The sequence below is a fragment of the Bifidobacterium sp. M0404 genome (genome assembly GCF_016101415.1).
Taxonomy (GTDB): domain Bacteria; phylum Actinomycetota; class Actinomycetes; order Actinomycetales; family Bifidobacteriaceae; genus Bombiscardovia; species Bombiscardovia polysaccharolytica.
The window spans coordinates 568,055-594,836 of record NZ_JACFQP010000002.1 but is presented as its reverse complement, the minus strand read 5'-3'; the positions used below and the strand labels follow the sequence as shown (position 1 = coordinate 594,836).

Here is a 26,782-nt window from a genome sequence, read left to right as displayed (position 1 = left end):
ACGTCACTCATCATACGACATCAAGGTTGGTCTAACCAGCAACGGAATGTCGGTCGCTTCCAATAGAGGCGGCTCAGGCCTCCCAGGTCTGGGGCTCGATGACTTCTTTCCCACCCACGTAAGAGCGCATGGCCTCGGGGATGACAATGGAGCCATCGGCATTCTGGTGGTTCTCCAGGATGGCGACCAGCCAACGGGTGGTGGCCAAGGTCCCGTTCAGGGTGCTGACAGGGCGCGTGGAGCCGTCCTCCAGCCGCTCGCGCTCGTTGAGGCGGCGGGCCTGGTACTCGGTGCAGTTGGAGGTTGACGTAAGTTCCCGATAGCGACCCTGAGTGGGCACCCAGGCCTCGCAGTCGAACTTGCGCGCAGCCGAGGATCCCAGATCTCCTGCGGCGGTGTCGATGATCCGGTAGGGCACGTCCACCTTGGCCAGCATTTCCTGCTCCATGGCCAACAACTGCTTGTGCTGGTCGCGGGAGTCCTCCTGCTTGCAGTAGACGAACATCTCCACCTTGTCAAACTGGTGGACACGGATGATGCCCATGGTATCCTTGCCGGCAGAACCAGCCTCTCGCCGGTAGCAACTGGACCAACCGCAGTAGCGCAACGGACCCTTGCTCAAATCCAGAATCTCGTCCTCGTGCATGCCAGCCAGAGAGACCTCGGAGGTGCCCACCAGATACTGGTCGTCAGGCTCACGCAGACGGTAGATCTCGTCGGCATGGGCGTTCAGGAAGCCGGTGCCGGCCATGACCTCGGGCCGGACCAAAGTGGGGGTGATCGTAGGAATGAATCCATGCTCCATGGCCTGGTCCACAGCCATGGTCAGCATGGCAATCTCCAGCCGGGCCACATCACCGCGCAGGAAGTAGAATCTGGATCCGGAGACCTTGACGCCCCTGCGCATGTCGATACCAGCCACGCCAACGCCCAGGTCCAGGTGGTTCTTGGGCTCGAAACCCTCCTTAGCGAAGTCGCGCGGAGTGCCGACCTTTTTGACCACCACGTAATCATCCTCGCCGCCCTCGGGCGCCTCAGGCTCCACTACGTTGCTGAACTTCCACATCAGATCGGTGTACCTGGCGTTGGCCTCGTCAGAGGCTGCCTTGCAGGCGTTCACCTTGTCCGACAAACTCTTGGTCTGGGCCAGAAGGTCGGCTTTCTCATCAGGAGAGGCCGAACCCATGCGCTTGCCGAGCGACTTCTGCTCGGCCCTGCGGCTTTCGTAATCCTGGAGCGCCGCCCTGCGCTCGCTGTCCGCCTTCAGCACTTCGTCGACGAGCTCGACCGATTCGCCGCGTTTGCGCTGTGATTCACGGACAACATCCGGATGTTCCTGAATGAACCTGATATCTAACATATCTGAATTCTATGACTTTCGGGGGACACGAAAACCGGCCCCGCACAACTCTTCCCAAGCCTTATGGCCTCTGTCGCAACCGGCCGACCGCCGCCGACCAGCCTGGAAAAACAGCCGAGGCAGGAAGGCGGACGGGAACCATCCGTCTTTTATATACATCTGCCCCGCATCACTTGCCGAATACGGTCTTGCGGAACCGTTTGCCGGTGGGAGTACCCGCAAGCCCGCCAATGCCGGTCTCCCTAAGTGACGATGGCATGCTCTCGCCGATGGACTTCATGGCTGCGATGACCTCATCGGGCGGGATTCTGCTGACGCCACCCGATAAGGCAATATCAGCAGCAATCAAAGCGTTGGCAGTGCCGATGGCGTTGCGGTTTACGCAAGGCACCTCCACCAGGCCGGCCACGGGATCGCAGACAAGGCCCAGCAGATTGCTCATGGCTATGGCGAAGGCCTGGGCGCAGGCATCAGGATCGCCTCCAGCACCCTCAACCGCTGCAGCGGCAGCCATGCCGGATGCGCTGCCCACTTCGGCCTGACAACCGCCTGTAGCTCCGGAGATCATCGCCTTGTTGGCGGTAACCAGACCGAAAGCCCCTGCCGTGAACAGGCAGCGAATCAACCCATCGTCATCCAGCCCCATTCGATTCTTGAGCACTGTGAGCACGCCGGGCAGAGTGCCCGAAGAGCCGGCGGTAGGAGTCGCACAAATGATGCCCATGGCCGCGTTGACCTCATTGGTAGCCATGGCGGCCTCAACGGCCTGCAACATGGCGTCACCGCTCAGGCTGGTTCGCGTCTTCCGATAATGCGCCAGCAGAGCCGCCTGGCCACCACTCAGCCCAGTCTTGGAAAACACGCCATCGCCCTGGGACCCCCTGGCAACAGCAGCCTGCATGACCTGCAGATTCCTGGCCATTCTTGCCCAGATCTGCTCACGGGTCTGGTGCGAACGTCGCACCTCCTCGTCGATGGCCACTTCAGATATCGACGATCCACGCTCTTCGGCCATACTCACGAGTTCAGCAATCGAAGTGAACATGCGCCATGCCTCCTAGTCGATATACATCATCCGGGACGAGTGACCCGCGATCTGCTTCTGTTGCTGCGTGGACAGCGGATTGTCCAAATCGAACTCGTACACCGCCACGCCGGCCGGACCCTCGGGCTCATACCTGGTCTGCTTGGTCACACCCTCTTCTCGAAGCAGATCGCGTATACGCTCCAATCGCCGACCTGCGCCCTTTTCGGATTCATCCACTTCCACCAGCAGGATGGGCAGAAGCCCTGGAGGAGTGATCTGGCAGCCGTCCAAGTTGATACGCCGTACTTCAATGGTCCCGCCCCCGATGGAACAAGCCGCGTATATCACCCGACCGGCTGGCCCCCGCAAGTCCAGGACAGCGGTATTCGGGTGGTCGATGGGGCTTGGTTCGTCCTCCTCGTGGAAGGTCAGATCCATGCCCTGCCTGCGTGCGATGCCAACGGCATCAGGCACCCGGGGGTCATCCGGCGCAAAACCTAGCAGGCCACTGATGATGGCGTAGTCGGTACCGTGGCCGCTGTGCGTGCGAGCGAAAGAATCATAATAATGAACATCAGCACGACTCGGAACACCCCCGGCAAGGATGTGGCCAACCCGACCAATGGCCACGGCCCCGGCTGTGTGCGAGCTGGAGGGTCCAATCATGATGGGACCTATGATGTCGAACACGCTCTTGTATTTATCCATGCCTGCCTCCTCTTCCCATACCCCCGGGCTTTCCCGGACTTCCAGCGCACGAAGCCGTTGCAACTCCAGACCGAAGGGACCACATGGACCGAGTGCCATCTTAACTTTACGGTTTTCACTACTCAATCGGCTCATACTGTGAGCGTGATTGCTGTAGAGGGTTCGTTCACGTCGGACACACCCAGAAGATTCGGGTCGGCAGGGCGCGCAAAATAGAGTCATGCCAATTCCAGCGGTCGTCATCCTCGCCATCCTGGCAGCGGCGGCCATTGCCGTCACTGCGGTGGTGCTGATCGTCCGCGCCCAAAGACGGCATAAGTTCGCCATGCAGATACTGGCCCGGGACGACGACCAGCTCAGCTACGCCTTCGTCATCAACCCCTCCAAACCCCAGGCTGCTGCCGCCCGCGAACGCATCCAGCAATACTGCCGAGACAAGGGCATCCGCGAATTCAGCTTCATCGAAACCCAGTTGGATCGGGACGGCAGGGCCTGCGCCCGCATGGCACTGGAGCGTGGGGCCAACGTAGTCGTTGCCGTGGGCGGGGACGGGACTGTACGCACCGTAGCCAGCGCTATGGCTTCCAGCGATCATGTCATGGGCATCATCCCAATCGGGACCGGAAACCTGTTCGCACGGAACATGGGCATTCCAGTAGGCGATCTGGACGCCGCCCTGGCCGTGGCCACCTCGCACGGGTCCACCCAGGTGGATGTGGGCCGCATGACCCTCCTTGACGCAGACAGTAAGGAGCAAGGTCGTGGTCACGCCTTCCTGATCATCGCTGGCATCGGCTTCGATGCTCTGATGATTGACGACACCGACCCTAATCTGAAGAAGACGGTCAGCTGGCTGGCCTACTTCATCAGTGGCGCCAAGCATCTGTTCGCACCCAAGTACACGGCCGACATCTCCATCACCCGGCCCGACCAGGTCACGCAGACCAACACATCGGTGACCTTCCGCACCTTCATGGCCGGCAACTGCGGGGAGATTCCAGGATTCTCCCTGATGCCCGATGCCTCCTACGATGACGGCATCCTGGACTTCGAGATCATCGACACCTCCGCCGGCTTGATCGGCTGGGCCAACCTCTTCGGGGACGTGATGCATCAGACCATCACGCGCAAGACCAGCCAGAGCCCCCTGTCAACCAACTCCACCATCGTCCAGCTGCAGGGGACCAAGGCGGAGATCCGCCTGGAGAAGCCGGCCCTGGCTCAGGTGGACGGAGACATTCTGGGCGAGACCTGCCACATCGCACTCAGCGTGGAGCGTCAGGCCCTGGACGTGCGGGTGCCCCAGTCCGACTGAGACCAAAAGAGCCTGTTGCCCATCTGTCCGCTTTCTCATGCCGGGATGGCATGATGGGAGCCATGACAGCACAGAATGCGGGCAAGCCTGCCAGCCCAGAAGATCTGATCAACGTCGACGATCTGATCGGCAGGTACTACGATCTCATCCCCGACCCTTCAATTCCCTCCCAGCGGGTGTCCTTCGGCACCTCCGGGCATCGTGGCTCCGCCCTGACCACCTCCTTCAACGAGGCCCACATCGTGGCTATCAGCCAGGCCATTGCCGAACAGCGCACCAAGGACGGGATCACTGGACCGCTCTACCTGGGCCGTGACACCCACGCTCTTTCCCTTCCCGCCTGGAAGACGGCCATCGAGGTTCTGACCGCAAACGGAGTACGGGTGCGCATCGATGCCAATGATGACTACACTCCCACCCCCACCGTCTCCCAGGCCATCCTGACACACAACCGGGCGGCTGACGGCACCCAGCGCTTCTCCGGCGGGGATCTGGCCGACGGCATCGTGGTCACCCCCTCCCACAACCCGCCCACCGATGGCGGATTCAAGTATGACCCGCCCACAGGCGGTCCGGCTCCGGCCGAAACCACCAACGCCATCGCCCAACGGGCCAACGAGCTCCTGGGCGACTACAGGCAGGTCAAGCGGATTCCTTTTGAGGATGCCATCAAATCCGACCTGGTGGAGCGCTTCGACTACCGGGAGCATTACGTGACCGACCTGGGCAATGTCATCGACTTCGATCTGATCAGATCCTCCGGAGTCCGTCTGGGCATCGACCCGCTGGGCGGCGCCTCAATCAACTACTGGCCGCTGATCAATGAAAAGTACGGCCTGAACATTGGTGTCGTCAACCAGCAGGTGGATCCGACCTGGCGGTTCATGACCATCGACCATGATGGAAAGATCCGCATGGATCCCAGCTCCCCCTATGCCATGAAGGGGCTGGTGGATCGCCTCAACGCCGGAGCTTGGGACTCCTACGACCTGGTGGGGGGCACCGATCCGGACGCCGACCGGCATGGCATCGTCTGTCCAGGAACGGGGGTCATGAATCCCAACCACTACATCGCCGTCTGTGTGGAATACCTCTTCTCGGGCAACCGTCCCGGATGGCCCCATGGTGCCGGCATCGGCAAGACCCTGGTTTCCTCCTCCCTGATCGACCGCGTGGCCGCATCCATCGGTGCCAGGCTGATCGAGGTACCTGTGGGTTTCAAGTGGTTTGTCGACCCCCTCTTCAAAGGCGAGGTGGCCTTCGGCGGCGAGGAGAGCTCCGGAATGAGCTTCCTTCGTAGGGACGGCCGTGTCTGGACAACCGACAAGGACGGGCTGATCCCCGACCTTCTGGCTGCTGAAATCACAGCCAAGACCGGCAAAAATCCGGCCCAGCTCCACCAGGAGCAGGTGGAGCGCTTCGGCCAAAGCTGGTACAAGCGGGTGGACACCCCGACTACATTGGAGCAGAAGCAGAAGTTCACCCAGCTGAACGGCGACGATGTGACGGCCTCCACACTGGCCGGCGAACCCATCACTGCCAAGCTGACCGAGGCTCCGGGCAATGGGGCCAAAATCGGGGGCATCAAGGTGACTACCCGGAACAACTGGTTCGCTGCCCGCCCCTCCGGCACCGAGAACATCTACAAGGTCTATGCGGAATCCTTCGTTTCGCCTGAGGCCCTGGACCAGGTTCTGGACGATGCTGACCAGGTGGTCGCCAAGGCCCTGAGCTGAGTTCCAGGCAAGACCGCATGCACCTGCCCGCAGTACTCATCGCCGGCACGGGTGCTTTCTATCTGTCTGTCTAGGCTGGAGCCATGACCAATGACAAGAACCTGGTCGTCTCGACCGACGGCAGCGCACTGAGCAACCCCAATGGCCCCATGGGCTGGGCCTGGGCCGATCACGAGGGCAGCGACGCAGATGCAGGCGGCGCCAGCAATGGCACCAATCAGATTGGCGAGCTATGTGCCGTGCTGCAGGCGTTGCGAGCCCACCCAGGCGAGCGCCCGCTAGTCATCGAAACAGACTCCCAATACGCCATCAACTGCTCCACCACCTGGGTGCCCGGATGGAAGAAGAAGGGCTGGAAGAACTCCCAGGGCAAGCCGGTGAAGAACCGTCCCCTGATCGAAGCCATCGACCAGGAGATCCAAACACGGCCCGGGTCGGTCAGGTTTGTCTGGGTCAAGGGCCACGCCGGCGACACCTTCAACGAGAAAGTGGACACTCTGGCCCGCGGCTACGCCACAGCTGCAGGCAAGGGCGAACGGGAAGGCCGTCTGCCCATCGAGGGCTGGCGTTCGCTGCTGGCCTCTCCCTATGCCAAGGGCACGCAAGTGCCGTCCGCAGTCAAGGCTGAACTGGACGGAGGACCCCAAGTTCTGGACAGACTGGGCCGCAAGAAGGTCGGCCTGGACCAGGAGGAGCAGAAAGACCTGGCCGAAACCGCCGTCGAAGCCGAATCTGTGGAAGCAACATTCCCCCAGTCGCCAAAGACGTGGGATATCGAAGAAAGCCAAACCACAGTAACGGACCCAGGCGATGAGGCCATCAATGGCACACCCGACCCCGACATAGCCGATGGTCAGGAAGACGAACTCGCGCCGGCTTTCAAGGACACCTCAGATGCCGACACGGCTGACCAAGGGACCAAGAACTCCGGCGCCCGGGGACTGAGAGCCAGCGGCCGCGTCCGCATCACGCCGCCCCCATCCGGCAGCAGCATGTTCACGGGACAGGATCTGCATATCGTCGGGAGCATCGATATAGATGCAGACATCGATCCTGACGGCTACCTGACCATTCAGGAGTCACCTTTCCGCCTGCACGCCATCGAAGTGGAGGATTGAGCGGCTCATGGACCGTCAGGGGCCATCGTCTAGACTGGAATGAACCTGAATCAACAAGACCCGCAGACATCAGCAGTTGAGCGCATGCGGGCATGAAGGAGCGTGTATGGACAAGACCGAGCAGGACAGACTGAAGAAGGCCGCCGGCGTCGAGGCGGCCAAGCTGGTCGAGAACGGCATGACCGCCGGACTGGGCACCGGATCCACGGTCCGGTTCTTCGTGGATGAACTGGGACGGCGCGTGAAGGAAGAAGGTTTGGAGTTCACCGGCGTGACCACCTCCCGGCGGACCAAGGAACAGGCCGAAGGCTACGGAATCCGCATCGTCGACATCGACCAGGTTGATCACATCGATGTCACCATCGACGGGGCCGACGAAGTCGACAAGGACTTCAACGGCATCAAGGGCGGCGGCGCAGCCCTGCTCTGGGAGAAGATCGTAGCCGTCAACTCTCGAAGGATCGTCTGGATTGTGGACGAGTCAAAAGTGGTCGACACCATTGGCCGCTTCCCGCTGCCTGTGGAGGTCATCCCCTTCGGCGAGCGCCACGTCCTGGATCGTTTCAAGGAGCGCGGCTACAACCCAGCACTGCGGCTGGACGGCCAGGGGCAGCCGGTTCTGACGGACGAGCACAACCACATCATCGATCTGCATCTGGATCGGATCGAGCACCCGCAGGATCTGGCCCAGGACCTGATCACCACCGTGGGTGTCGTGGAACACGGCCTCTTCCTCAACATGGTCGACACAGTCATCGTGGGCGACCCCAACGGGCCCCGGGTCATGACCAACGCCAACAAGTGAGCGTCAGCAATCATCCCCTCCCCTACTGGTTGGAGGCATCCGGCTGGCCACGCTGACCGGCGATGATATACACGAAGCCCCCCGCGTCCATTCGATGCGGGGGGCTTCGTTGACCCTGATGGGCCATAAGTCATAAAGCTACTTGCGCTGGTGACGAGTCTTGCGCAGCAGTTTGCGGTGCTTCTTCTTGCTCATCCGCTTGCGGCGCTTCTTGATGACAGAACCCATCCGAGCCTCCGATCCTTAGTTACCTGGAAGTGTCCAACTTGCTTATCGTACACCGCTTGCGGGACGACTAAAGCGGAAAGGCCTTGTAAAAAGCCTCCAGCGCAGTCCGCTGGCCCTGGGCGCGGAAAACCACCGTATCATTCTGCCAGATGACCAGGGCCTTGTGCTCGTCGTCGGCATCCGCCTTCTCCAGGTAGGATCCGGTGACCGTGCCGCCGCTGCGAACATTGCCCGAGGCCAGCTCCTTGCCGGACATGCCCGTGGACTGGCTGTCATAGAGCGCCTTGGCATCCTCGCTCCTGGACCACTGAGCCAGGTGGAGGGTCACATCCCCGCCCGACTTGCCGGATGAGTAGACCAGGTTGTACTCCTCAATAGGTGTACGGGTGCTCCACTCGCTGTCGGAATCCGCTTTGACGCGGGCGAACTCGCCCACCGTATCAGGCATTGCCTTGAGCAGCTCGGAAGCCGAATCAGGCAGGGGAACCACCTTGGCCTTGGGACTGCTGGCTTGCGAGGGCTGTGAGGAGGCGGAAGCCGAGGCCTGGGCGACGGGCTCTTGACTGCGCACCGCCCAGTGGGGCCAGACGAAAGCCGATAGGAGCACCAGGACCACCACTGCCGCCAGGGCGATGACCAGACCGATCCGTCGACGGCGCTGCTTGGCATGCGCGGAGGAATCAGAGGAAGAGGACACGGGTGCAGAAGGATTCTCAGCCATACCTCCATTCTCTCATGCGCAGGGTGTCGGCACTGCGAAGATGACGTAAAAGCCCAGCTCCTCGTCCCTGAATCCCGATAGCGTGCAGGTATGGCCAAGACGACGACGCAATACGTGTGCACGGAGTGCGGCTGGACCGGCGGCAAGTGGTTCGGACGCTGCCCTGAATGCGGCCAGTGGGGAACCATCGAGGAATTTCATGAAGCCCGTGTCGTAGGTGCAGGCGGTGGTCTGTCCTCCTCTGGCGGCAGCCATACGGCACCTGCGCCCCCGAAGACCGGCCTGGCCCGGCCCATCACCCGTGTAGGCACGGACCAGGTAAAGCGGATACCCACGGGATTCGAGGAGTTCGACCGAGTCCTGGGCGGGGGTATCGTACCCGGGTCGGTCATTCTCTTGGCCGGCGAGCCGGGCATCGGCAAGTCCACCCTCCTGCTCGAGACCGCTGGCCGTGTGGCCGACCGGGGCGACCAGGGAGGCAAGGTGCTCTACATATCCGGCGAGGAGTCCCAGGCCCAGGTGCGAATGCGGGCCAGTCGCGTGGGAGCGCTCAAGGATTCACTGCTGCTGGCTTCGACGACCGACCTGGCCACGGTACTGGGGCTGATCGAGCGCGAGAAGCCGGCACTGGCCATTGTGGACTCCGCCCAGACCATAGTCTCTAGCCAGGTCGACGGCATCGCCGGGGGCTCCACCCAAGTACGCGAGGTAGCCATCAGCCTTATCGACATGGCCAAGTCGCACGATATCCCCATCCTTTTGGTAGGCCACGTGACCAAAGACGGCTCCATAGCCGGGCCGCGGACTCTCGAGCATCTGGTTGATGTAGTCTGCCAGTTCGAGGGCGATTCCCAGACCGCTTTACGCCTGCTGAGAGCCGTCAAAAATCGGTTCGGCCCCACCGACGAGGTGGGCTGCTTCGACATGGGCGAGCAGGGCATCGAAGAGGTCAGCGATCCCACTGGGCTCTTCCTGTCCACGGCCGGGCAGGAGGTGGAGGGCACCTGCGTGACCTTTACCTTGGATGGCCACCGCAGCCTACCCATCGAAATCCAAGCTCTGGTCACCTCCTCGGTTCTGCCCACTCCCCGCCGCAACACCAACGGAATCGATGCCAACCGCCTGGCCATGCTGGCCGCGGTGCTCTACCGCCACGGCCGGGTCAACCTGCTGACGCGAGACCTGTATGTGTCCACCATCGCCGGCGGGTTGGCCAAGGAACCTGGATGCGACCTGGCCATCGTGGCCGCCCTGGCCAGTGCAGCCAAGTCCCGGCCCATCCTGCGCACCACCTGTGCCATGGGCGAGATATCACTGACAGGACAGGTCAGGCCTGTGCCTCAGCTCAACCACCGACTGCAAGAAGCCGCTCGCCTAGGATTTACACGAGCACTGGTCCCGCCTGATCGTCACTCAGGAGGTCGAAAGCCCATTCAGGGATTGGAAGTGATCGAAGTCACCTATCTTGCCGAGGCTCTGGAGGCTCTGGGGCTGGTCTGAAAAGTGGCCGCTGGTCCCCTATCGCACCATATGGCGTTCACCTGCCGACTCGTTAACCTGCCGGACTAGGATGGAGTCGCCGGAAGACCGACACTCATTATCATCGCGAGGAGCAGATCAGCATGACTATCTTCACCAGGAAAACCATACGCAGGCTGACGGCGGCCGCACTCACGACAGTCACGCTCATGGCCGGCGCGGCCTTGTGGCTCCTCATCGAGCAACAGTGGGCAGTCAGCGGACAAGCAGGACATCACCCAGCAGACCATCAATCCCGGCACCCTGACCATTGCCACTGGAGACCCTGCCTACGCCCCCTACGTGCAGGACAACAAGCCCGAATCCGGCAAAGGCTACGAGGCTGCCGTGGCCTATGCAGTAGCAGAGAAAATGGGATTCGACAAGGCGCACGTCACCTGGACCAGGACCACCTTCGACGCCGCCATCGCACCGGGAAGCAAGGACTACGACCTGAACATCCAACAATTCTCCATCACCCCGGAACGTCGGCAGGCCGTGGACTTCACTCCCAGCTACTACAACTCCACCCAGTCGCTGGTGGTCAGAAACAGCTCTCCATATGCCTCCGCCACCTCCCTTGCGCAGATCAAAGACGCCAAGATAGGAGCCATGGTCGGCTCCACCTCCTACGAGATGGCCCACAAGCTGGTCAAGCCTGACATCGACACCTTCAACGACGACGTGGCCTCGTCACAGGCCTTGGACGCCAATCAGATCGACGCGCTTGTCGTGGACACCCCTTCAGCCGTAACCATGGTCGATTCCGGGCAGGTCAAGAACGCCAAGATTCTCGGGCAGATCAAGGGCTCACAGGACCCGGAGGGCATGGGCATAGTTCTGCCCAAGGGCTCCAAGCTGACCTCGGCCGCTTCCAAGGCTGTCACCACCCTGAAGAAGGATGGGACACTGGACAAGCTGCAGAAGCAGTGGCTGCACGTCTACACCTCCCTGCCCACCCTGGGCTGAGAGAAGAAAGGAAACCTTGTCGTTCATGGCCACCTCGGCACAGGACGCGGTCAGCGATATTCAACGGGAACGGGAACGCTACGGCCGTCGACAGAATCTGCGCTCCGTGGCAGTCAGCATCGCCAGCACGCTTGTACTGGCTCTGCTGATCGCCCTTGGGTTGCACGCCTCACCCGGCTGGCCCCGAGTCAAGCAGTCGTTTTTCTCCGGCGCCTACTTCGCGAAAGCCTTCCCTAAGGTCCTCCAGGGGCTCTGGCTCAATCTGGAGGTCCTTTTCTTCGCGGTCATCGGCGTGGCCCTGCTGGGCACCCTCCTGGCCATGATCCGCACCAGCCGGAACCCGCTGCTCTTTCCCCTGCGGGTGCTGGCCCAGGTCTACACCACAATCATGAGGGGCATCCCCATGATTGTGGTCCTCTACCTGATTGGCTTCGGCATTCCCGGACTGGCCATCTTCAACCGGATTCCGGCAGCCCTGCTGGGCACCGTGGCGGTCATCCTTTCCTATTCGGCCTACATCGCCGAGGTACTGAGGGCCGGCTTCCAGGACGTCGGCCCCTCCCAAAGGGCGTCAGCACGCTCACTGGGCCTGACCTCGGCGCAGACCATGCGTCTGGTCGTCATCCCCCAGGCTCTGCGCAAGGTGGCTCCGGCACTGATGAACGACTTCATCTCCATGCAGAAGGACGTGGGGCTGATCTCGGTTCTGGGAGCCGTCGACGCGGTCAGGGCGGCCCAGATCATCGTGGCCACCTCCTACAACTTCACCCCCTACGTGGTGGCTTCAGTGCTCTTCATCGCCACCTCGGTCCCCTTCATTCTTCTCAACGACTGGTATTCCAACAGGCTGCGCAAACGTGAACAGAGCGGAGGCATGGTATGAGCGAGCAGGCAGGCGCCAATCAGAACCAACCGGTGCTCCGTTTGGAGGACGTGCGAAAGACCTACCCTGGGGGCAACAAGGTCCTGCGCGGCATTTCCATGACCATCATGCCTCATGAAACCGTGGCCCTGCTGGGTCCCTCCGGGTCGGGCAAGTCCACCCTGATGAAGTGCATCAACCTGTTGGAGACCGTCAACGATGGACGGATATGGCTGGGCGGCACCGACATCACCGATCCCAGGATCAACCAGGATGCCTGCCGGGCCAGAATCGGCGTGGTCTTCCAGCAGTTCAACCTCTTTCCCCACATGAACGTCCTGAAAAACGTGACCTTGGGGGCCATCAAGGTTCACGGCATGCCCAAGGACCAGGCCAGGGAGCGGGCCCTGGATCTGCTGGATCGAATCGGCATGAAAAAGAAAGCCGGAGCCTACCCCGACCAGCTCTCCGGCGGCCAGCAGCAGCGGGTGGCCATCGTCCGAGCCCTGATGACCGACCCGGAACTTCTCCTGCTGGATGAGATCACCTCAGCCTTGGACCCCATGCTGGTAGGCGAGGTCCTGGCCATGGTTTCGGAGCTGACCGCCGGGGGCACCACCATTCTCATGGCCACCCACGAGATGAGTTTCGCCCATCATGCGGCCAACCGGGTTGTCCTGTTGCTGGACGGTGTCATCGCCGAGAACGGAACGCCGCAAGAGGTCATGGACGAGTCTGAGAATCCGCGAACCAGGGAGTTTTTCAGCCACTTCCGAGGGCTGTGAATTCCAAAGTTCCTACAGTCTTCAGTTGACGGAAAACACTCTTCCTGCTGCTTTGGTCAGCTCCAGGGTGCGATCGGCATCCAGGGCCAACTGTCGTTTGAGGGGCTCCTCGCCCGCATACCGTTTCTGACTGCGCAGACGGCTGAGGAATTCCACCCTGACCCGGTGACCGTACAGGTCCACCCAATCCGGCCGGACGGCATTGGCCTCCAGGACTCTTGGCATCTGCTGGCCAGCAGCCAGGAAGGTCTCCTTGGTGCCGATGGAGATGGCGGCAGGCATCCGCCAGGGCGAACCCTGAGCCAGCCGCCCCTCCCGTCCCTCCGGCGTCGCCATAGGATCCGTAGGCAGACCCAGGTCAACCAGCCAGCCTGCATAGACTCCATCTGCGGGCATCATCCCCTGGCTGTCGGGAGCAAGATTGGCAGTCGGGAATCCCAAGCGGCGACCCCGCTGCTCCCCATGGACCACTGTGCCTTGAACCATGTGCGGCCGGCCCAGAATATCCAGGGCCGCATCCACATCGCCGTCCAGGATCAACTGCCGAAGGTGGGAACTGCTCCAGGCTCGTACACGACGTCGCTCCAGGCCGTCAGCGTCAGGCAGAGTGCAGTCGCCAGGTCCCTGGTCGTCCACTACCTTCAGGTTGAACAGTCCTGTGTCCGCCAGGTCGCCAATCGCCTTGATATCTCCGATCCGCCCTGCGCCCATCTGCGCATCGCGGCCCAGGACCAGCGTTCGCATGGCCAGCTGTTCGGTAAGCTGCTTGAGGAAGAATCGATAGGACTTGGCTGCAAAAGCCAACGTGTATCGCACCACCACAACCTGATCCAGCCTCAGCTGGGCCATCAGCCTCAGGCGCTCCTCCAGAGGCATGATCTGATCAGGGTCATGGCGAATCAGGTCCAGGGGCGGTTCAGTCATGTCATGGCCGTCAGCGTAGCTATGAACCAGTTTGGGACTTGGGTCGAAAACCAGGGTCATGGGCCTATCCTGATTCTTGGCAGCGAGTTCGACCACCCGGCGCAGTAGGGCCTGATGACCCCGGTGCATACCATCGAAGACACCGATGGTAACCACGCTGGACCGGGCCCCCAAGGTTCCCGGCCACCTGACAATGCCCGACTCGTCCGGGCTGACCTGGCTGACCTTCATCCGCTTCCCATCACTTAGTCATGGCGGCCCCCGAACCCGGGCGCCGAAAATTCCTTAAGCACTGTATTCCCACCGTCGCACCCTGGCAAGACCCTGGGGCTAAACACGACCTGCGCACTCAGGCCTCGGGGTGGAAGACCACATCCGGCTTGGCCCCGCCTCGTGAACCGGGCACTAGGATAGCAGCCAGCCGCTGCTTGCCCTGAGGCCCTGCCAGGGCAGCTGTGGGCCCAGTGACAGGCAGGTCCAAGAATCCGCCGTTGGAGACTCTGACGGCCTGGTCGGCATCCAGGTTCAGAACGGGCATGCTCATGCGTGCCGCCTGCACCAGGTCAAGCGAGCCATCCAACATCGCCTGCCGGTTGCGGTCCAGGACCATGCGACTGCGAACAACCGTCTGACCTTGGCGGTTCCGGTAGGTGTGAGGGACCACATGACCGCCCAGAACCCTGGATGCCAGGTCGGAATCCTCCAGGTCGAATGGACCCACTCGAATCCTTCTTAGGACCGTCAAGTGACCGCCCAGGTCCAGGCGTTCGCCCAGATCGCGAGCCAGGGCGCGGATGTAGGTGCCGCTGGAGCAGGTCACCTCCACATCCGCATCGACCACCTTGACTCCCTGATCAGGCAAATCCACACGGCGGAAGTCAAGCAGATTGAAGGATGCAATCCGAATGCGTCGGGGCTCCAGCTTGACCTCCTGGCCTGCGCGAGCCAGATCATAGGCTCGCTTGCCCTTGACCTTGATGGCAGAGAATGCATCAGGCACCTGGTCGATCCAGCCGGTGAAGCAGCGATCAATCAGATCCTGCAGACCCTGGGCTGTCAGATCATCCACCCTCTGCGCGGCTCCAGGACGCACCGGCAACAAATCCCCGTCCGCGTCGTCCGTGGTGGTGCCCAGTCCCAGGCGAACAGTGGCTCTATAGGTTTTATCATGGCCGACGATGACCGTCAGCAGGCGCGTGGCCTGGCCGAACCCTATGACCAGCAGACCAGTGGCCATGGGATCCAGGGTTCCGGCATGGCCTACGCGACGCATGCCAAGGCCAGAACGAACTGCAGCCACCACGTCATGGCTGGTCACACCGCTCGGCTTGTCAACAAGGATGATGCCCGAGGTCGGTTCACCGGTGCCGGACTCCATACCATCCGACGACTCGGAAGCCTCTGCCCCACCGATGCCTTCAGCGGTCGGTTTCATCCGCACCCTCTGCCGCAGGTTCATCAGTGACGAAATCCGACCCATCGGCCTCTTCCTCGTCGTCATGCCTGTATGGATCGGGGTCGCCGGCATAGCTGGCATTGACCCGGGCTTTGGCCATGGCCTCGTCCCGGTGACGGGCTGCGGTCAGCACATCCTCAATCTCAGTCGCCTCGGCAGGCACCTCATCGTAAATGAAGCGCAGGGTAGGCGTCAGCCGCAGACCGGCCCGAGCACCGACCAGCGTGCGCAGCCTGCCCGAGGCCTGCCGCAGAGCTTGCTGGGCGCGCTTGCGCTCCCCGGCCTCATGGCCCGACCGACCCAGCTGGGTCCAATAGATTTTGGCTATCTGCAAATCGTTGGTGACCCGAACCTCAGTGACGGTGACCCCTGCCAGGCGCTTGTCGTGCATCTGGGACTCCAGCGCAGAGGCTACGACCCGTTGTATCAGGGCCGCTATGCGTACAGCGCGGGGATTTCCAGCCATCATGATTCCTTTCTCGAACCGTCCATGACCAATCGTCGCATTCATGGACATCCGCCCCGGCCAGGGAGTACCCAGACCGGGGCGGATTGCCACGGACTCTCCGACATGTGGTCGGATGGTCAACAGGCTCTACTTACGTTCCACTTCCTGCATCTCGTAGGTCTCGATGATGTCGCCCACCTCGATGTCATTGAAGGAGCCCAGGTTGATGCCAGCCTCGTAGCCTTCGGATACCTCGTTGACGTCGTCCTTGAACCGGCGCAGGGAGGAGATCTCCAGATCGTTGACAGTGACCACCCCGTTGCGGGCGATTCGAGCCTTGGTGCCCCGCTTGACGGTGCCATCCTGGACCATGACGCCCGCGATGTTGCCGAACTTGGAGGAGCGGAAGATCTCGCGGATCTCGGAGTGTGAGGTGGTAACCTCCTCGTACTCCGGCTTGAGCATACCCTTGAGCGCGGCCTCGATGTCCTCGATGGCGTTGTAGATGACCGAGTAGTACTTGATCTCCACGCCCTCGCGGTCTGCCAGATCCTGGACCTGCCTGTTAGGCCTGACGTTGAAGCCGATGATGACGGCCTTGTCGACCGTAGCCAGGTTGACGTCGTTCTGGGTGATGGCGCCCACGCCCCGGTGGATGACCTGAATCCCGACTTCGTCGGAGACTTCGATCTTCATCAAAGAGTCCTCCAGCGCCTCGACCGAGCCGGAAGAGTCGCCCTTGATGACGATGTTGAGCATGTCCACCTCGGACTTGGCGAACTGCTCCTTCAGGCTCTCCAAGGAGACCACCTTGCGGCGCTTGGCCAGCTGAGCGGCGCGGGCCGAAGCCTCGCGCTTCTCGGCAATCTGACGAGCGGTGCGATCGTCGGGCGCAACCAGGAAAAGGTCGCCGGCGGTAGGCACCGAGGTAAGCCCCAGAACCTGGACGGGGGTGGAGGGGCCTGCAGCATCCATCTGCCGACCGTTCTCGTCCAGCATGGCACGCACACGGCCATAGGCCGATCCAGCCACAATGGCATCGCCCACATGCAGGGTCCCCTGCTGGACCAGCACAGTGGCCACAGCTCCACGGCCCTTGTCCAGACGGGCCTCGACCGTAGCGCCGCGAGCGTCCATGTCGGGGTTGGCCCGAAGGTCAAGGTCGGCATCGGCAGTCAGCAGGACGGCCTCCAGGAGCTTGTCCACATTGGTGCCCAGCTTGGCGGAGATGTCGACGAACATGGTGTCGCCACCATACTCTTCGGATACCAGGCCGAACTCGGTCAACTGACCGCGTACCTTCTGGGGATTGGCTCCCTCGACATCAATCTTGTTGACAGCCACCACAATGGGCACATGAGCTGCCTGGGCGTGATTGATGGCCTCCACGGTCTGCGGCATAACGCCGTCGTCCGCGGCTACCACCAGGACAGCCACATCGGTCAGCTCGGCACCACGGGCACGCATTGCCGTAAAGGCCTCGTGGCCAGGGGTATCCAGGAAGGTGATCTTGCGATCCTCACCGTCCAGGGTGACCGTGGCTTGGTAGGCCCCGATGCGCTGGGTGATGCCGCCAGCCTCCTGGGTGGTCGTGTTGGTCTTGCGGATGGTGTCCAGCAGCCGGGTCTTGCCGTGGTCGACATGGCCCATGACCGTGACCACCGGAGGCCGGGGCTGCAGGTTCTTGTCATCCTGGTCCTCACGTTCTTCGTCCAGGTTGATGTCGAACTGCTGAAGAAGCTCTTTGTCCTCCTCCTCGGCGGAAACGATGCGGATCTTCCATCCGATCTCGTCGCCCAGGATCTGGAAAGTGGCCTCATCCAAGGACTGGGTGGCCGTGGCCATCTCGCCCAGGTGGAAGAGCACTGTGACCAGAGCAGCGGGGTTGACGTTGATCTTGTCTGCCAGATCGGCCAGAGTAGCACCCTGACGAAGCTGAACGGTACGACCGTTTCCTGCGGGGATGCGCACACCGCCGATGACGGGTGCTTTCATCTCCTGGAATTCATGCCTCTTCGCCATCCGGTTCTTGCGAGCCTTGGAGGACTTGCCTCCCTGGCGACCGAAAGCTCCAGCAGCACCGCCGCGACCGCGACCACCACGGCCTGAACCGCCGCGGAAGCCACCTGAGGGTGCTGACGAAGCGCCACCGAAACGGCTGCCGCCACCTTGGTGGGTCTGCTGGCCTGGACGGCTATGGCCCCACTGCCCTGGACGGGCACCCTGTCCGGTACGACCGCCACGACCGTTGCGGAATCCGCCCCGGCCTCTGCGTGAGTCGTTGACGGTAGGCCTGGCCATGGGGTGCGGCCTGGGAATGTCTGAAGGCATGGGGGCCTTCATCCCCTGCTTGCGGCTGAAAGGATTGTTGCCTGGACGAGGCGTGGATGCTCCCGGACGTGCGCCATGACGTGCTGGCGAAGCCCCGGAACCGCCGGAACGACCGTTGCTGTGCGAGCCCTGAGGGCCGGGCTTGCCCATGGCTGAGGGCTTGGGCCCACGGGACTGGTTGCGCTGCTCATGCTCGTTGCGGTTACCGTGGGGGGCACCAGGCTTGGGGAAGTGGCCACTGGGACGCTGCTGACTCCGTGGCGTGTCGACACCAGCCGAGGGCCGACGGTTCTGTCCGGGCTTGGGCCCAGGTGTGGATTGCTGCTTGGTGCCGCCGGACTGCGAGCGGCCATGCTGACCCTGGCCGCTTCCATGATTAGGGCTGCCGGGGCGGGCATTTCGTGCAGCGGCCTGGCCAGCGTCGCCCTGACCCTTCTGAGGGAAAGCATTCTTGAGTCGACGAACCACAGGGGCCTCGACAGTGGAAGATGCGGACTTGACGAACTCGCCCATGTCCTTCAATTTCGCCAGAACAGTCTTGCTGTCTACGCCAAATTCCTTGGCCAGCTCATACACGCGTGCTTTGGGCACTTACTTTCTCCTTACCGGACCGCGCATATGACCGGCGCGATCACTCTTTCATGACGGCGAACATATCCTGTCTCATCGTGCGACCATGATCGTGTTACCTCGTCTCTGTGCCGGGGCCGACGGCATGAACCACCGGACTCGGGATACCGGGTCCAGCATACTCGCGTCCTCGGATGTTTGCTCTCATGCGTCTTCACCAGCAGCCGAAGGGGATTGCGCCTGCAGCTCACGCAATTTTTGCTGGTGGGTCTCCTCGGACTCGATGCCGATCTTCCAGCCCGTCAGCTTGGCAGCCAGACGGGCGTTCTGCCCTTCTTTGCCAATGGCCAGAGAGAGCTGGGCATCCTTGATGAAGGCAATGGCCGTACGGTTGGACTCGCTGACGATCTGCACTTGGCGGACCACAGCTGGAGACAGGGCCGCAGCCACGAATTCAGCAGGATCCTTGGACCAGTCCACAATGTCGATCTTCTCGGGGCCCAGATTCTCCATGACGGCACGAACGCGAGCGCCGCCAGGGCCGATCAGCGCACCCTTGGGATTGACTCCCTTGCTGTTGGCCCGGACTGCAATCTTGGTCCTGGCCCCGGCCTCACGGGCGATGGCCATGATGGAGACTGCACCGGAAACCAGCTCAGGCACCTCCCGCTCAAAGAGACGGCGAACCAGCTCCGGATGGGAACGCGACACGATGATTTCCGGCCCCTTGAGCCCACGGGAGACATTGACCACGTAGACGCGGATCCGCTGGCCATGCCGGTAATGCTCTCCAGGCACCTGCTCGCGGCGGGGCAGAATGGCCTCGACATTATCCACGGCCACATGCACATTGCCGGGGTCACTGGCATCCTGCTGCACGATTCCAGTGATCAGGTGACCCTTCTGACCCGAGAAAGCTCCGAAGACTCGTTCGTCATCGGCCTCACGGAAGAGCTGGCGGATGACCTGGCGGGCGGTGGAGGCCGCCAGCCGATCGAAGTCCTTTGGTGTGTCGTCGTATTCCTCACCCAGATCGTATCCCGGTTCGGGCTCTTCGGGCGTGGGTTCTCGAGCGATCTCGTCCTGTGCCCAGATAGTGAAAGTCCCCGCACGTTCGTCAAGCTCCACCCGTGCATGTTTTGCTGCGTGAGGTGACTTCTGATAAGCCAGAAGAAGAGCCTCGCTCAGTGCTTGATCCAAGGTCTCGGCATCAATCCCTTGTTCGTGTGCCAGCTGATGAATTTCAGCCAGGTCCAGTTCCATGTCAAGACCTCCTATGAAGTTATTCAGACTGCGCTTCTTTTAGTCTGCAATGCCTACTATTCTAGCCTTTCATGCAGACACTGCCGGTTCTTGAATACCACGGGTGGGCGAGTCATCGGCCGTCGATTCTAGCACGACGGATGAGGACCGGCATCGCAGTACTTCTGCTGGCTGTCACCCTATCAGGATGCGCACCTTCAGCGGTGCATGTCAGTCAGCACGATCCCGATAATCTCCGCCCCACTGCCTGCGAACAGGCATGGACGCGAGCCCGGCAGTCGGAACAGCTTCACAAGCATCAGGCAGACAACCGAGCCCAGGCCTGGACCCAAGCGGCCCGCGAATGCCCTGCCAGGCTGGATGAAGCCACAGTGCGCGCAGCCCAGGCTTTGACGGCCTCCCAGGGCGGGCAGACCAATCGTCAAACGGCTACACTCAGACTGGTCCAGGCTGCACAGCGGTTGGATCCGCTGGCCAAGGCGCTGCCCGTCGAATTGGCCGATCAGGCCATCACAGGCGAAGACCGTTCCGGATTCGAACTCTCGGTCCTCGCGGCCCGCAAGACCGATGCCGCATGGATGCTGACCCTAGCCGATGCGCACACTGCAGCCGCCCAGATTCTGGTCGGTCACTCCAAGCACGATCCCAGGCAGGGAGTCTATCCCATCACTGATCTGCTGGCGCACCCCGACGAGTCCACCGACCCTGCCAACGGAATACAGACTCCTACTCCTGCCCTGATTGAAATGGATACGGCCCGGTCCCTTCTGGCCGTGGGGAGAAAGCTGAACGGCTCCGCAGGCACCATACGAACTGATGTCGGCCAGAACGCAAAAAGCCAGCAAGAGGCCACATCTGCCCTGATCGACATGGTTGTAGCCCACTTGTCCATGGCCATGAACCTCGGCTACCCTGCCACATCGTCAGCCCTGTTGCAAACACCAAAGCATTGACGGCAAAGGCGGACCATCGACCTGCCGGTTCCGCCAATCGCTCACTCATAAGTTTCCACATTCGTATATGCAAGCAATCCCTGCCCATGCATGACCAAAACCTGACCAATCGTGAGCAAAGATCATCAAGCAAACAAATCAATTAGTACTTATCCACAGATTTCACGAAACTTTGCGGTGGCGACATCGGTTCAGACAGTGATATTATAGAACGTGTTCCATAGGAGCATTCCATAGGAACGCGGGGGGTATGAACCCGTGCAATGTAGGAGGCGACCCGGTGTTGACCATCGCATCGCCTTCTGCATTGGACGGTCTTTTATTTGCCTAAGATCAAGGATCAGGGCCATGTCAGCCCGGATAACCAAAGCGGGCACAAGGAAGACCAATTCCGGCTGAAACTCAGCCAATCCACCTGTTGCCATGCTCAGTTATCATGCAAAACCAATCTTCCATGGACTGCATATCAGCAACAATAACGAAACTCGACTCCACGGGTTAACCACTGCAACTTGGCAATGCGGCGACAGTATTTACATACAAAAAGGCCCCGACCGTCGGGTCAGGGCCAATGGGGGCGGTTGAGGCGAGATTCGAACTCGCGGAGGGAGTTGCCCTCACACGCTTTCGAGGCGTGCTCCTTAGACCGCTCGGACACTCAACCATGGTCGTTGCCCGACACTGCCGAACAACAACTTTTCTATTATGCCACAGAGTCCCTACCTAGCAAACGGCGTGGCGCAGTCAACGGTCGCTACAAAACAGCCCGGTGCGTCACAGTGTACGGCGGGCACGGATGGCCTGCGCTCGTTCAGCAAGCTGGTCATCAGGCGGGTAGGCTACTTGCTCCAGGGTCAGGCCCCGAGCAGCTATGGGACCAGTGGAACCTTCACGCAAGGGGTGGGCAATCTTGTCGGCAAACCATTGCACGGACCGGCGCCCCAGGCCCACCTGAATGCAGGCCGCGACCAACGAGCGGACCATGTTATGGGCAAATGCATCGGCTACGATCCGGAAGACGGTCAGCCCGGACTCCATGAAGGGCGGAAGGTATCCGACGGCACTCTGCTCCGGTTCAACACCGAACAGATTCACGGTCGGAACCAGGTCCCAGTGTGCTGCCTTGACCTTGCGGATGGTCGTGCCCCCAGGGTTTGGCCTGGCGAAGGATCCGAAGTCATGCAAGCCGATGCACTCCCCTGCAGCCTCGTTCATAGCTTCCAGATCCAGGCTCCCCTCCAGGTCCAGCACATAGCCACGCATGCGTGGATCCCCCGGCCGACCCCCCTGGCTGACCCGATACAGGTAAGTGCGTTCCAAGGCAGAGAAGCGGGCATCGAAACCCATGGGAGCAGCTCGGAGCCCTAGCAGCACGATGTCAGCAGGCAACAGGTGGCGGAGACGGCGTTCCAGGGCCAAAACACCATCAACCCCCATATGTCCCCTGCAGGCCTCGAGCACAACTTCAGGAATATCCAGGTGCGCCACCTGATGAGATGCGTGGACCCCAGTGTCGGTTCTGCCAGCCACGACCAGCCTTGGTTCCCAGACGACTTGACTATGGGAAACCTCGCCATCTGATTTGCGGGCTCCAGTTATCAGAGACAGGGCATGCTCGATGCAGCCTTGGACCGTGCGAAGCCCAGGCTGCCGGGCCCAACCGTGGAAGCCGCCGCCGTCGTAAGCCAGATCCATGCGCAGCCTGACAAGGGACATGTTCTTTTCCTGATGCTCCATCGAGACCTCCCTGGCACCAATGACAAACGGGGCCGGAGAGCCATGCTCCCCGACCCCGTCATCAGAACAAAGACCGATTACTCAGCGGCCTTCTCCGCATCCTCAGCCACGTCGGCGTCTTCCTCAGCCTGGGCTGCTGCCTGATCCGCCTTGTCAGCGTTCTGCTCCAGATCCTCTGCAGCCTGGTCGGCCTGTGCCACGTCCTGATCGGACTCATTGGCCTCGACGGCCTGGTCGACAGCATCCTTGGCTGCGCCTTCGGCGACTGCAGCATCGGTGGCGGCAGCCACCTCCGCGTTGTCGTCCTTGGCGGCCACCTTGGCTGCGGACTCAGCCTCCTTGACCACGGCCTTCTTGGCGGACAGAGGCTCGGTGACCAGCTCGATCACGGCCTGCGGGGAGTTGTCTCCACGGCGGGGCGCTATCTTGGTGATTCGTGTGTAGCCACCCTCACGCTGCTGCATTTGCTCAGCGATCTGCGTGAACAAGATATGGACCACAGACTTGTCGCGGATGACGCGCATGACGCGGCGGCGGGCAGGCAGATCCCCGCGCTTGGCGAAGGTGATCAGCCGCTCAGCCAGCGGACGCAGGCGCTTGGCCTTGGGTAGGGTGGTCGTGATGCGGCCGTTGGCGAAGAGGCTGGTGGCCATGTTGGCCAGCATCAACCGCTCATGCGCCGGGCTGGAGGCCAGACGTGGGCCCTTGCTAGGTTTTGGCATTGGATTATCTCCTTACGGCCCGGGAGGACAGGTGGGCATACGCCCGAACATCCGACTTCCCGGAATTTCTGTCAGCAGGCGACGGAACCCTTCCCCCTCGCCCGCTCATACGAAGGCTGCAATCCCTCACTCGTCGTCAGGCGAGAAGAAGGTGCCTCCCTCGAGATTATTAGTGTCGAAGCCCAGCGGTGAGGCCTTCAGCGACAGCCCCATGCCCTCAAGCTTCTCCTTGACCTCGTCGATGGACTTCATGCCGAAGTTGCGGATGTCCAGCAGATCCTGCTCGGTATGCGAGACCAGCTCGCCGATGGTGTGGATTCCTTCGCGCTTGAGGCAGTTGTAGGAACGCTGCGTCAGGTTCAGGTCCTCAATCGGCACGGACATTTGCGGATCAGCTTCTTCCACCTCAGGCTCGGGCCCAACCTCTACGCCCTCGGCCTGGGTGTTGAGCTCGCGGCAGAGGCCGAAGAGCTCGACCAGGGTCGACCCAGCGGACGCCACTGCATCACGCGGCGAAATAGCCGGCTTGGTCTCCACATCCAGGATCAGCTTGTCGAAATCCGTGCGCTGCTCGACACGGGTGGCCTCGACCTTGTAGCTGACCTTGAGCACAGGAGAATAAATGGAATCAACCGGGATGCGGCCGATCTCATCGTTGTCCTGCTTGTTGAGCTGGGCCTGGACGTATCCACGCCCACGCTCCACCGTAAACTCGATCTCCAACTCGCCATCCTCGGCCAAGGTCGCGATATGCAGATCAGGATTGGCCACGGTGACGCCTGCCGGCGGGGTGATATCCCCGGCTGTGGCCTCGCCCTTGCCGCTCTTGCGCAAATACATGACCACAGGCTCGTCGTATTCGCTGGTCAGCACGATGCCTTTGATGTTGAGCAGGATCTCAGTGACGTCCTCCTCCACACCGGGCAGCGTGGTGAACTCGTGCAGGGCACCCGAGATGCGGACCGAGGTCACAGCCGCACCGGGTATGGAACTCAGCAGGGTACGACGCAGGGAATTGCCCAGAGTGTACCCGAATCCCGGCTCCAAGGGCTCGATGGTGAAACGGGAGCGCTGGGCATTGACGACTTCTTCAGTAAGAGTCGGACGCTGTGCAATAAGCACTGTTGCTATCCTTTCAGCTCCGACCGGCGGTGCACTCACCGGTCTTCGCGGGTGGATTCATGGGTTTTCTAGTGCTCAGACGCGACGGCGCTTGGGAGGACGAACGCCATTGTGTGCCTGTGGGGTCACATCCGAGATGGAACCGACCTCCAGGCCTGCGGACTGCAGGGAGCGGATGGCGGTCTCACGGCCCGAACCCGGGCCCTTGACGAAGACATCCACCTTCTTGACCCCATGCTCCATGGCCTTGCGGGCTGCGGATTCAGCGGCCATGCCCGCTGCGTAAGGAGTGGACTTGCGGGAGCCCTTGAAGCCTACGTCGCCGCCCGAAGCCCAGGCCACTACAGCACCGGAAGGATCGGTGATGGAGATGATGGTGTTGTTGAATGTTGACTTGATATGCGCCTGCCCGACCGGAACCGACTTGCGATCCCGACGACGAGGCTTGCGCGCGGCCTGCTTTGCTGCTGCCATTGATCCTCGTTTCCTTGTCACGAATAACGAATAACTAATTGCTAGTGCGAACCATCGGGGACCCTCATCCCCGCTTCGCATTCAGCCTTACTTGGTCGCCTTCTTCTTTCCGGCGACAGTGCGCTTGGGTCCCTTGCGGGTGCGGGCGTTGGTCTTGGTCCGCTGGCCGCGCACGGGCAGACCCCGGCGGTGGCGCTGGCCCTGATAGCAATTGATTTGGATCTTACGGCGAATATCAGCGTCGATCTCACGACGCAGATCACCCTCGATCTTGTAGTTTCCCTCGAGGTAATCACGCAGCGTAATGAGCTGCTCGTCCGTGAGATCCTTGACGCGGGTGTCCGGATTCACTCCGGTCGCGGCAAGTGTTTCCTTGGCGCGAGTACGCCCCACACCGAAGATGTAGGTGAGGGCTATCTCTATGCGCTTCTCGTTGGGGATGTCGACTCCGGCAAGACGTGCCATTGCGATTCCTTTTTGCTCTACGCAGGTCGTGCACCGAGTCTTCCGGTCTCCCGGCCCGGGCCTGCGCACCCGGGGTTCAGCCTATCGGCTGTGACTCAGCGCCTTTGGTGTTCGTTGCCGCTGGGAATCCGCTCAGCCCTGGCGCTGCTTGTGGCGTGGGTTTTTGCAGATCACCATGACGCGGCCGTGACGACGAATCACGCGGCAGTTCTCGCAGATTCTCTTCACACTAGGGCTGACCTTCATGGTTTTCCTTTGCTTGTGTACCTTGTTACTTGTACCGGTACGTAATCCGTCCGCGGTTCAGATCATAGGGACTCATTTCGAGCACCACCCGATCCTGAGGCAGAATGCGGATGTAATTCTTGCGCATCTTGCCGGAAATGGTGGCCAGCACCAGGTGCTTGTTCTCGAGCTCGACGCGGAACATCGCATTCGGGAGGGCCTCGACCACACGCCCTTCCACCTCGATCACACCATCTTTTGCCATAAGCCTTCTATCCGATCCTCGGCCGGTTACACGGCGCGCCGAAAGACACGCCAAATGGTAAGTATAGCATTGATGGACCCAAAATTGGGCAATAGCGTGTTGACACGACAAAAGGGCCGTCCGAACGGCTGTCGCTCAATCAGTATAGCAGTCGTTCAGACGGTCCGATAAGGGCCCGAATCCCTCAGTCCTCAATGGCGATGTTCTGCGTGTTGTCAGCCGGCTCGATGCTGGTCTTGGGCAGGGTCACCTCGAGGGTGCCATTGGCGTAGTGAGCATGGATGTCCTCCTGGCGTACCTTGTCGCCCACATAGAAGCTACGGGAGCAGGACCCTGTGTAACGCTCGCGCCGAATCCAACGGCCCTGCTCGTCCTTGTCGCCCTGGTCGCTGTTCTTCTGCGCGGATACAATCAGGTAGCCGTCCTCAAGACGCAGGCCGATGTCCTTCTTGTCAAAGCCAGGCATGTCGATGGAGAGCTGGTACTGCCCGTCTTTCTCACGCACATCCGTGTTCATCAAGGGGCTGTTCAGCGCGTTCTTGGCGCTCTGACCCTGCCGACGCCCGTCACGCCAGTTGTTGAAGAAGGGATCGTCGAAGAAGTCGCCGAAGATCGAATTGTTCATCAATGCGGGAAACATAGCCATAATCACATCTCCTGATTCTCTAAGTCATC

The 26,782-nt window shown here is 61.3% G+C and carries 26 protein-coding genes, 1 tRNA gene and 1 pseudogene; 9 read left to right on the top strand and 19 right to left on the bottom strand.

Translation table 11 applies throughout. From position 1 onward, the window contains the following. Positions 1 to 73: 73 nt before the first annotated feature. The 3 genes from serS to H3T93_RS06675 all read right to left on the bottom strand — a co-directional run bounded on the left by serS (position 74) and on the right by H3T93_RS06675 (position 3,095). Entirely contained in the window at positions 74 to 1,360 is a 1,287-nt protein-coding gene (gene serS, locus H3T93_RS06685; RefSeq protein WP_046323278.1) for a serine--tRNA ligase, read from the bottom strand. Between the two features lie 169 nt (positions 1,361 to 1,529). After that, on the bottom strand, positions 1,530 to 2,405 hold the full coding sequence (gene sdaAA, locus H3T93_RS06680; protein ID WP_144178488.1) for an L-serine ammonia-lyase, iron-sulfur-dependent, subunit alpha: 876 nt from the start codon (positions 2,403 to 2,405) through the stop codon (positions 1,530 to 1,532). Positions 2,406 to 2,417: 12 nt separating this feature from the next. Further along, positions 2,418 to 3,095 carry a serine dehydratase beta chain gene (locus H3T93_RS06675; RefSeq protein ID WP_144178486.1) on the bottom strand — a complete coding sequence of 226 codons (678 nt, stop codon included), beginning with the start codon at positions 3,093 to 3,095 and terminating at the stop codon, positions 2,418 to 2,420. A 220-nt stretch (positions 3,096 to 3,315) separates the two neighbouring features. Between H3T93_RS06675 and H3T93_RS06670 the strand changes: the two genes are divergently transcribed. The 4 genes from H3T93_RS06670 (at position 3,316) to rpiA (ending at position 8,069) form a co-directional block, all read left to right on the top strand. After that, complete coding sequence (locus H3T93_RS06670) at positions 3,316 to 4,410, top strand: diacylglycerol/lipid kinase family protein (protein WP_046323281.1); 1,095 nt, start codon at positions 3,316 to 3,318, stop codon at positions 4,408 to 4,410. A 62-nt stretch (positions 4,411 to 4,472) separates the two neighbouring features. Beyond that, positions 4,473 to 6,146 carry a phosphoglucomutase (alpha-D-glucose-1,6-bisphosphate-dependent) gene (gene pgm, locus H3T93_RS06665; RefSeq protein WP_144178484.1) on the top strand — a complete coding sequence of 558 codons (1,674 nt, stop codon included), beginning with the start codon at positions 4,473 to 4,475 and terminating at the stop codon, positions 6,144 to 6,146. A gap of 83 nt (positions 6,147 to 6,229) precedes the next feature. Beyond that, positions 6,230 to 7,264 (top strand): ribonuclease H family protein, encoded by a 1,035-nt coding sequence (locus H3T93_RS06660; protein WP_144178482.1) that lies wholly within the window; start codon positions 6,230 to 6,232, stop codon positions 7,262 to 7,264. Positions 7,265 to 7,370: 106 nt separating this feature from the next. Continuing rightward, a complete protein-coding gene (gene rpiA / locus H3T93_RS06655) occupies positions 7,371 to 8,069 on the top strand; it encodes a ribose-5-phosphate isomerase RpiA (protein ID WP_046323284.1) in 699 nt (232 codons plus the stop codon). A gap of 138 nt (positions 8,070 to 8,207) precedes the next feature. Here the strand turns inward: rpiA and H3T93_RS06650 are convergent, their stop codons facing one another. Beyond that, positions 8,208 to 8,297 (bottom strand): 30S ribosomal protein bS22, encoded by a 90-nt coding sequence (locus H3T93_RS06650; RefSeq protein ID WP_004268639.1) that lies wholly within the window; start codon positions 8,295 to 8,297, stop codon positions 8,208 to 8,210. A 67-nt stretch (positions 8,298 to 8,364) separates the two neighbouring features. Then, positions 8,365 to 9,018: a hypothetical protein gene (locus H3T93_RS06645; RefSeq protein WP_144178480.1), complete on the bottom strand. Its 654-nt coding sequence runs from the start codon at positions 9,016 to 9,018 to the stop codon at positions 8,365 to 8,367. 90 nt (positions 9,019 to 9,108) lie between these two features. On the opposite strand from H3T93_RS06645, the gene radA reads away from it, so the two are divergent. From radA to H3T93_RS06625, 4 genes and pseudogenes are all read left to right on the top strand, one after another. Continuing rightward, positions 9,109 to 10,518, top strand: coding sequence for a DNA repair protein RadA (gene radA, locus H3T93_RS06640; protein ID WP_046323286.1), 1,410 nt, complete (start codon positions 9,109 to 9,111; stop codon positions 10,516 to 10,518). 188 nt (positions 10,519 to 10,706) lie between these two features. Further along, a pseudogene (locus H3T93_RS06635) lies at positions 10,707 to 11,505 on the top strand (ABC transporter substrate-binding protein). Between the two features lie 25 nt (positions 11,506 to 11,530). Next, positions 11,531 to 12,388 (top strand): amino acid ABC transporter permease, encoded by an 858-nt coding sequence (locus H3T93_RS06630; RefSeq protein WP_046323287.1) that lies wholly within the window; start codon positions 11,531 to 11,533, stop codon positions 12,386 to 12,388. Further along, the gene (locus H3T93_RS06625) at positions 12,385 to 13,152 is read left to right on the top strand and encodes an amino acid ABC transporter ATP-binding protein (protein WP_046323288.1); all 768 of its coding nucleotides are present in this window, start codon (positions 12,385 to 12,387) and stop codon (positions 13,150 to 13,152) included. The genes H3T93_RS06630 and H3T93_RS06625 overlap by 4 nt, the downstream gene beginning before the upstream one ends. Before the next feature lie 21 nt (positions 13,153 to 13,173). On the opposite strand, the gene H3T93_RS06620 is transcribed toward H3T93_RS06625, so the two are convergent. The 5 genes from H3T93_RS06620 to nusA all read right to left on the bottom strand — a co-directional run bounded on the left by H3T93_RS06620 (position 13,174) and on the right by nusA (position 20,144). Further along, on the bottom strand, positions 13,174 to 14,307 hold the full coding sequence (locus H3T93_RS06620; RefSeq protein WP_144178478.1) for a riboflavin kinase: 1,134 nt from the start codon (positions 14,305 to 14,307) through the stop codon (positions 13,174 to 13,176). A gap of 118 nt (positions 14,308 to 14,425) precedes the next feature. Continuing rightward, on the bottom strand, positions 14,426 to 15,454 hold the full coding sequence (gene truB / locus H3T93_RS06615) for a tRNA pseudouridine(55) synthase TruB (RefSeq protein WP_144178540.1): 1,029 nt from the start codon (positions 15,452 to 15,454) through the stop codon (positions 14,426 to 14,428). A gap of 40 nt (positions 15,455 to 15,494) precedes the next feature. Further along, a complete protein-coding gene (rbfA, locus tag H3T93_RS06610) occupies positions 15,495 to 15,998 on the bottom strand; it encodes a 30S ribosome-binding factor RbfA (RefSeq protein ID WP_144178538.1) in 504 nt (167 codons plus the stop codon). A 129-nt stretch (positions 15,999 to 16,127) separates the two neighbouring features. Beyond that, on the bottom strand, positions 16,128 to 18,902 hold the full coding sequence (gene infB, locus H3T93_RS06605; protein WP_144178476.1) for a translation initiation factor IF-2: 2,775 nt from the start codon (positions 18,900 to 18,902) through the stop codon (positions 16,128 to 16,130). A 183-nt stretch (positions 18,903 to 19,085) separates the two neighbouring features. Then, a complete protein-coding gene (gene nusA, locus H3T93_RS06600) occupies positions 19,086 to 20,144 on the bottom strand; it encodes a transcription termination factor NusA (RefSeq protein WP_046323291.1) in 1,059 nt (352 codons plus the stop codon). Between the two features lie 140 nt (positions 20,145 to 20,284). Between nusA and H3T93_RS06595 the strand changes: the two genes are divergently transcribed. Beyond that, complete coding sequence (locus tag H3T93_RS06595; protein WP_144178474.1) at positions 20,285 to 21,097, top strand: hypothetical protein; 813 nt, start codon at positions 20,285 to 20,287, stop codon at positions 21,095 to 21,097. A gap of 578 nt (positions 21,098 to 21,675) precedes the next feature. Here H3T93_RS06595 and H3T93_RS06590 read toward each other — a convergent pair. The 9 genes from H3T93_RS06590 to H3T93_RS06550 all read right to left on the bottom strand — a co-directional run bounded on the left by H3T93_RS06590 (position 21,676) and on the right by H3T93_RS06550 (position 26,753). Further along, positions 21,676 to 21,761: transfer RNA gene (locus H3T93_RS06590), tRNA-Ser, on the bottom strand. Between the two features lie 110 nt (positions 21,762 to 21,871). Next, entirely contained in the window at positions 21,872 to 22,834 is a 963-nt protein-coding gene (locus H3T93_RS06585; protein ID WP_144178472.1) for a tRNA pseudouridine synthase A, read from the bottom strand. Between the two features lie 77 nt (positions 22,835 to 22,911). Then, entirely contained in the window at positions 22,912 to 23,556 is a 645-nt protein-coding gene (gene rplQ, locus H3T93_RS06580; RefSeq protein WP_144178470.1) for a 50S ribosomal protein L17, read from the bottom strand. A gap of 126 nt (positions 23,557 to 23,682) precedes the next feature. Next, positions 23,683 to 24,678 (bottom strand): DNA-directed RNA polymerase subunit alpha, encoded by a 996-nt coding sequence (locus H3T93_RS06575; protein WP_110425723.1) that lies wholly within the window; start codon positions 24,676 to 24,678, stop codon positions 23,683 to 23,685. A gap of 75 nt (positions 24,679 to 24,753) precedes the next feature. After that, the gene (gene rpsK, locus H3T93_RS06570; RefSeq protein WP_015022328.1) at positions 24,754 to 25,152 is read right to left on the bottom strand and encodes a 30S ribosomal protein S11; all 399 of its coding nucleotides are present in this window, start codon (positions 25,150 to 25,152) and stop codon (positions 24,754 to 24,756) included. 87 nt (positions 25,153 to 25,239) lie between these two features. Continuing rightward, complete coding sequence (gene rpsM, locus H3T93_RS06565; protein ID WP_015022329.1) at positions 25,240 to 25,617, bottom strand: 30S ribosomal protein S13; 378 nt, start codon at positions 25,615 to 25,617, stop codon at positions 25,240 to 25,242. 132 nt (positions 25,618 to 25,749) lie between these two features. After that, complete coding sequence (gene rpmJ / locus H3T93_RS06560; protein WP_015022330.1) at positions 25,750 to 25,863, bottom strand: 50S ribosomal protein L36; 114 nt, start codon at positions 25,861 to 25,863, stop codon at positions 25,750 to 25,752. 25 nt (positions 25,864 to 25,888) lie between these two features. Then, entirely contained in the window at positions 25,889 to 26,107 is a 219-nt protein-coding gene (gene infA / locus H3T93_RS06555) for a translation initiation factor IF-1 (RefSeq protein WP_015022331.1), read from the bottom strand. Between the two features lie 184 nt (positions 26,108 to 26,291). After that, positions 26,292 to 26,753, bottom strand: coding sequence for an Hsp20/alpha crystallin family protein (locus tag H3T93_RS06550; protein ID WP_144178468.1), 462 nt, complete (start codon positions 26,751 to 26,753; stop codon positions 26,292 to 26,294). Positions 26,754 to 26,782: the final 29 nt, after the last annotated feature.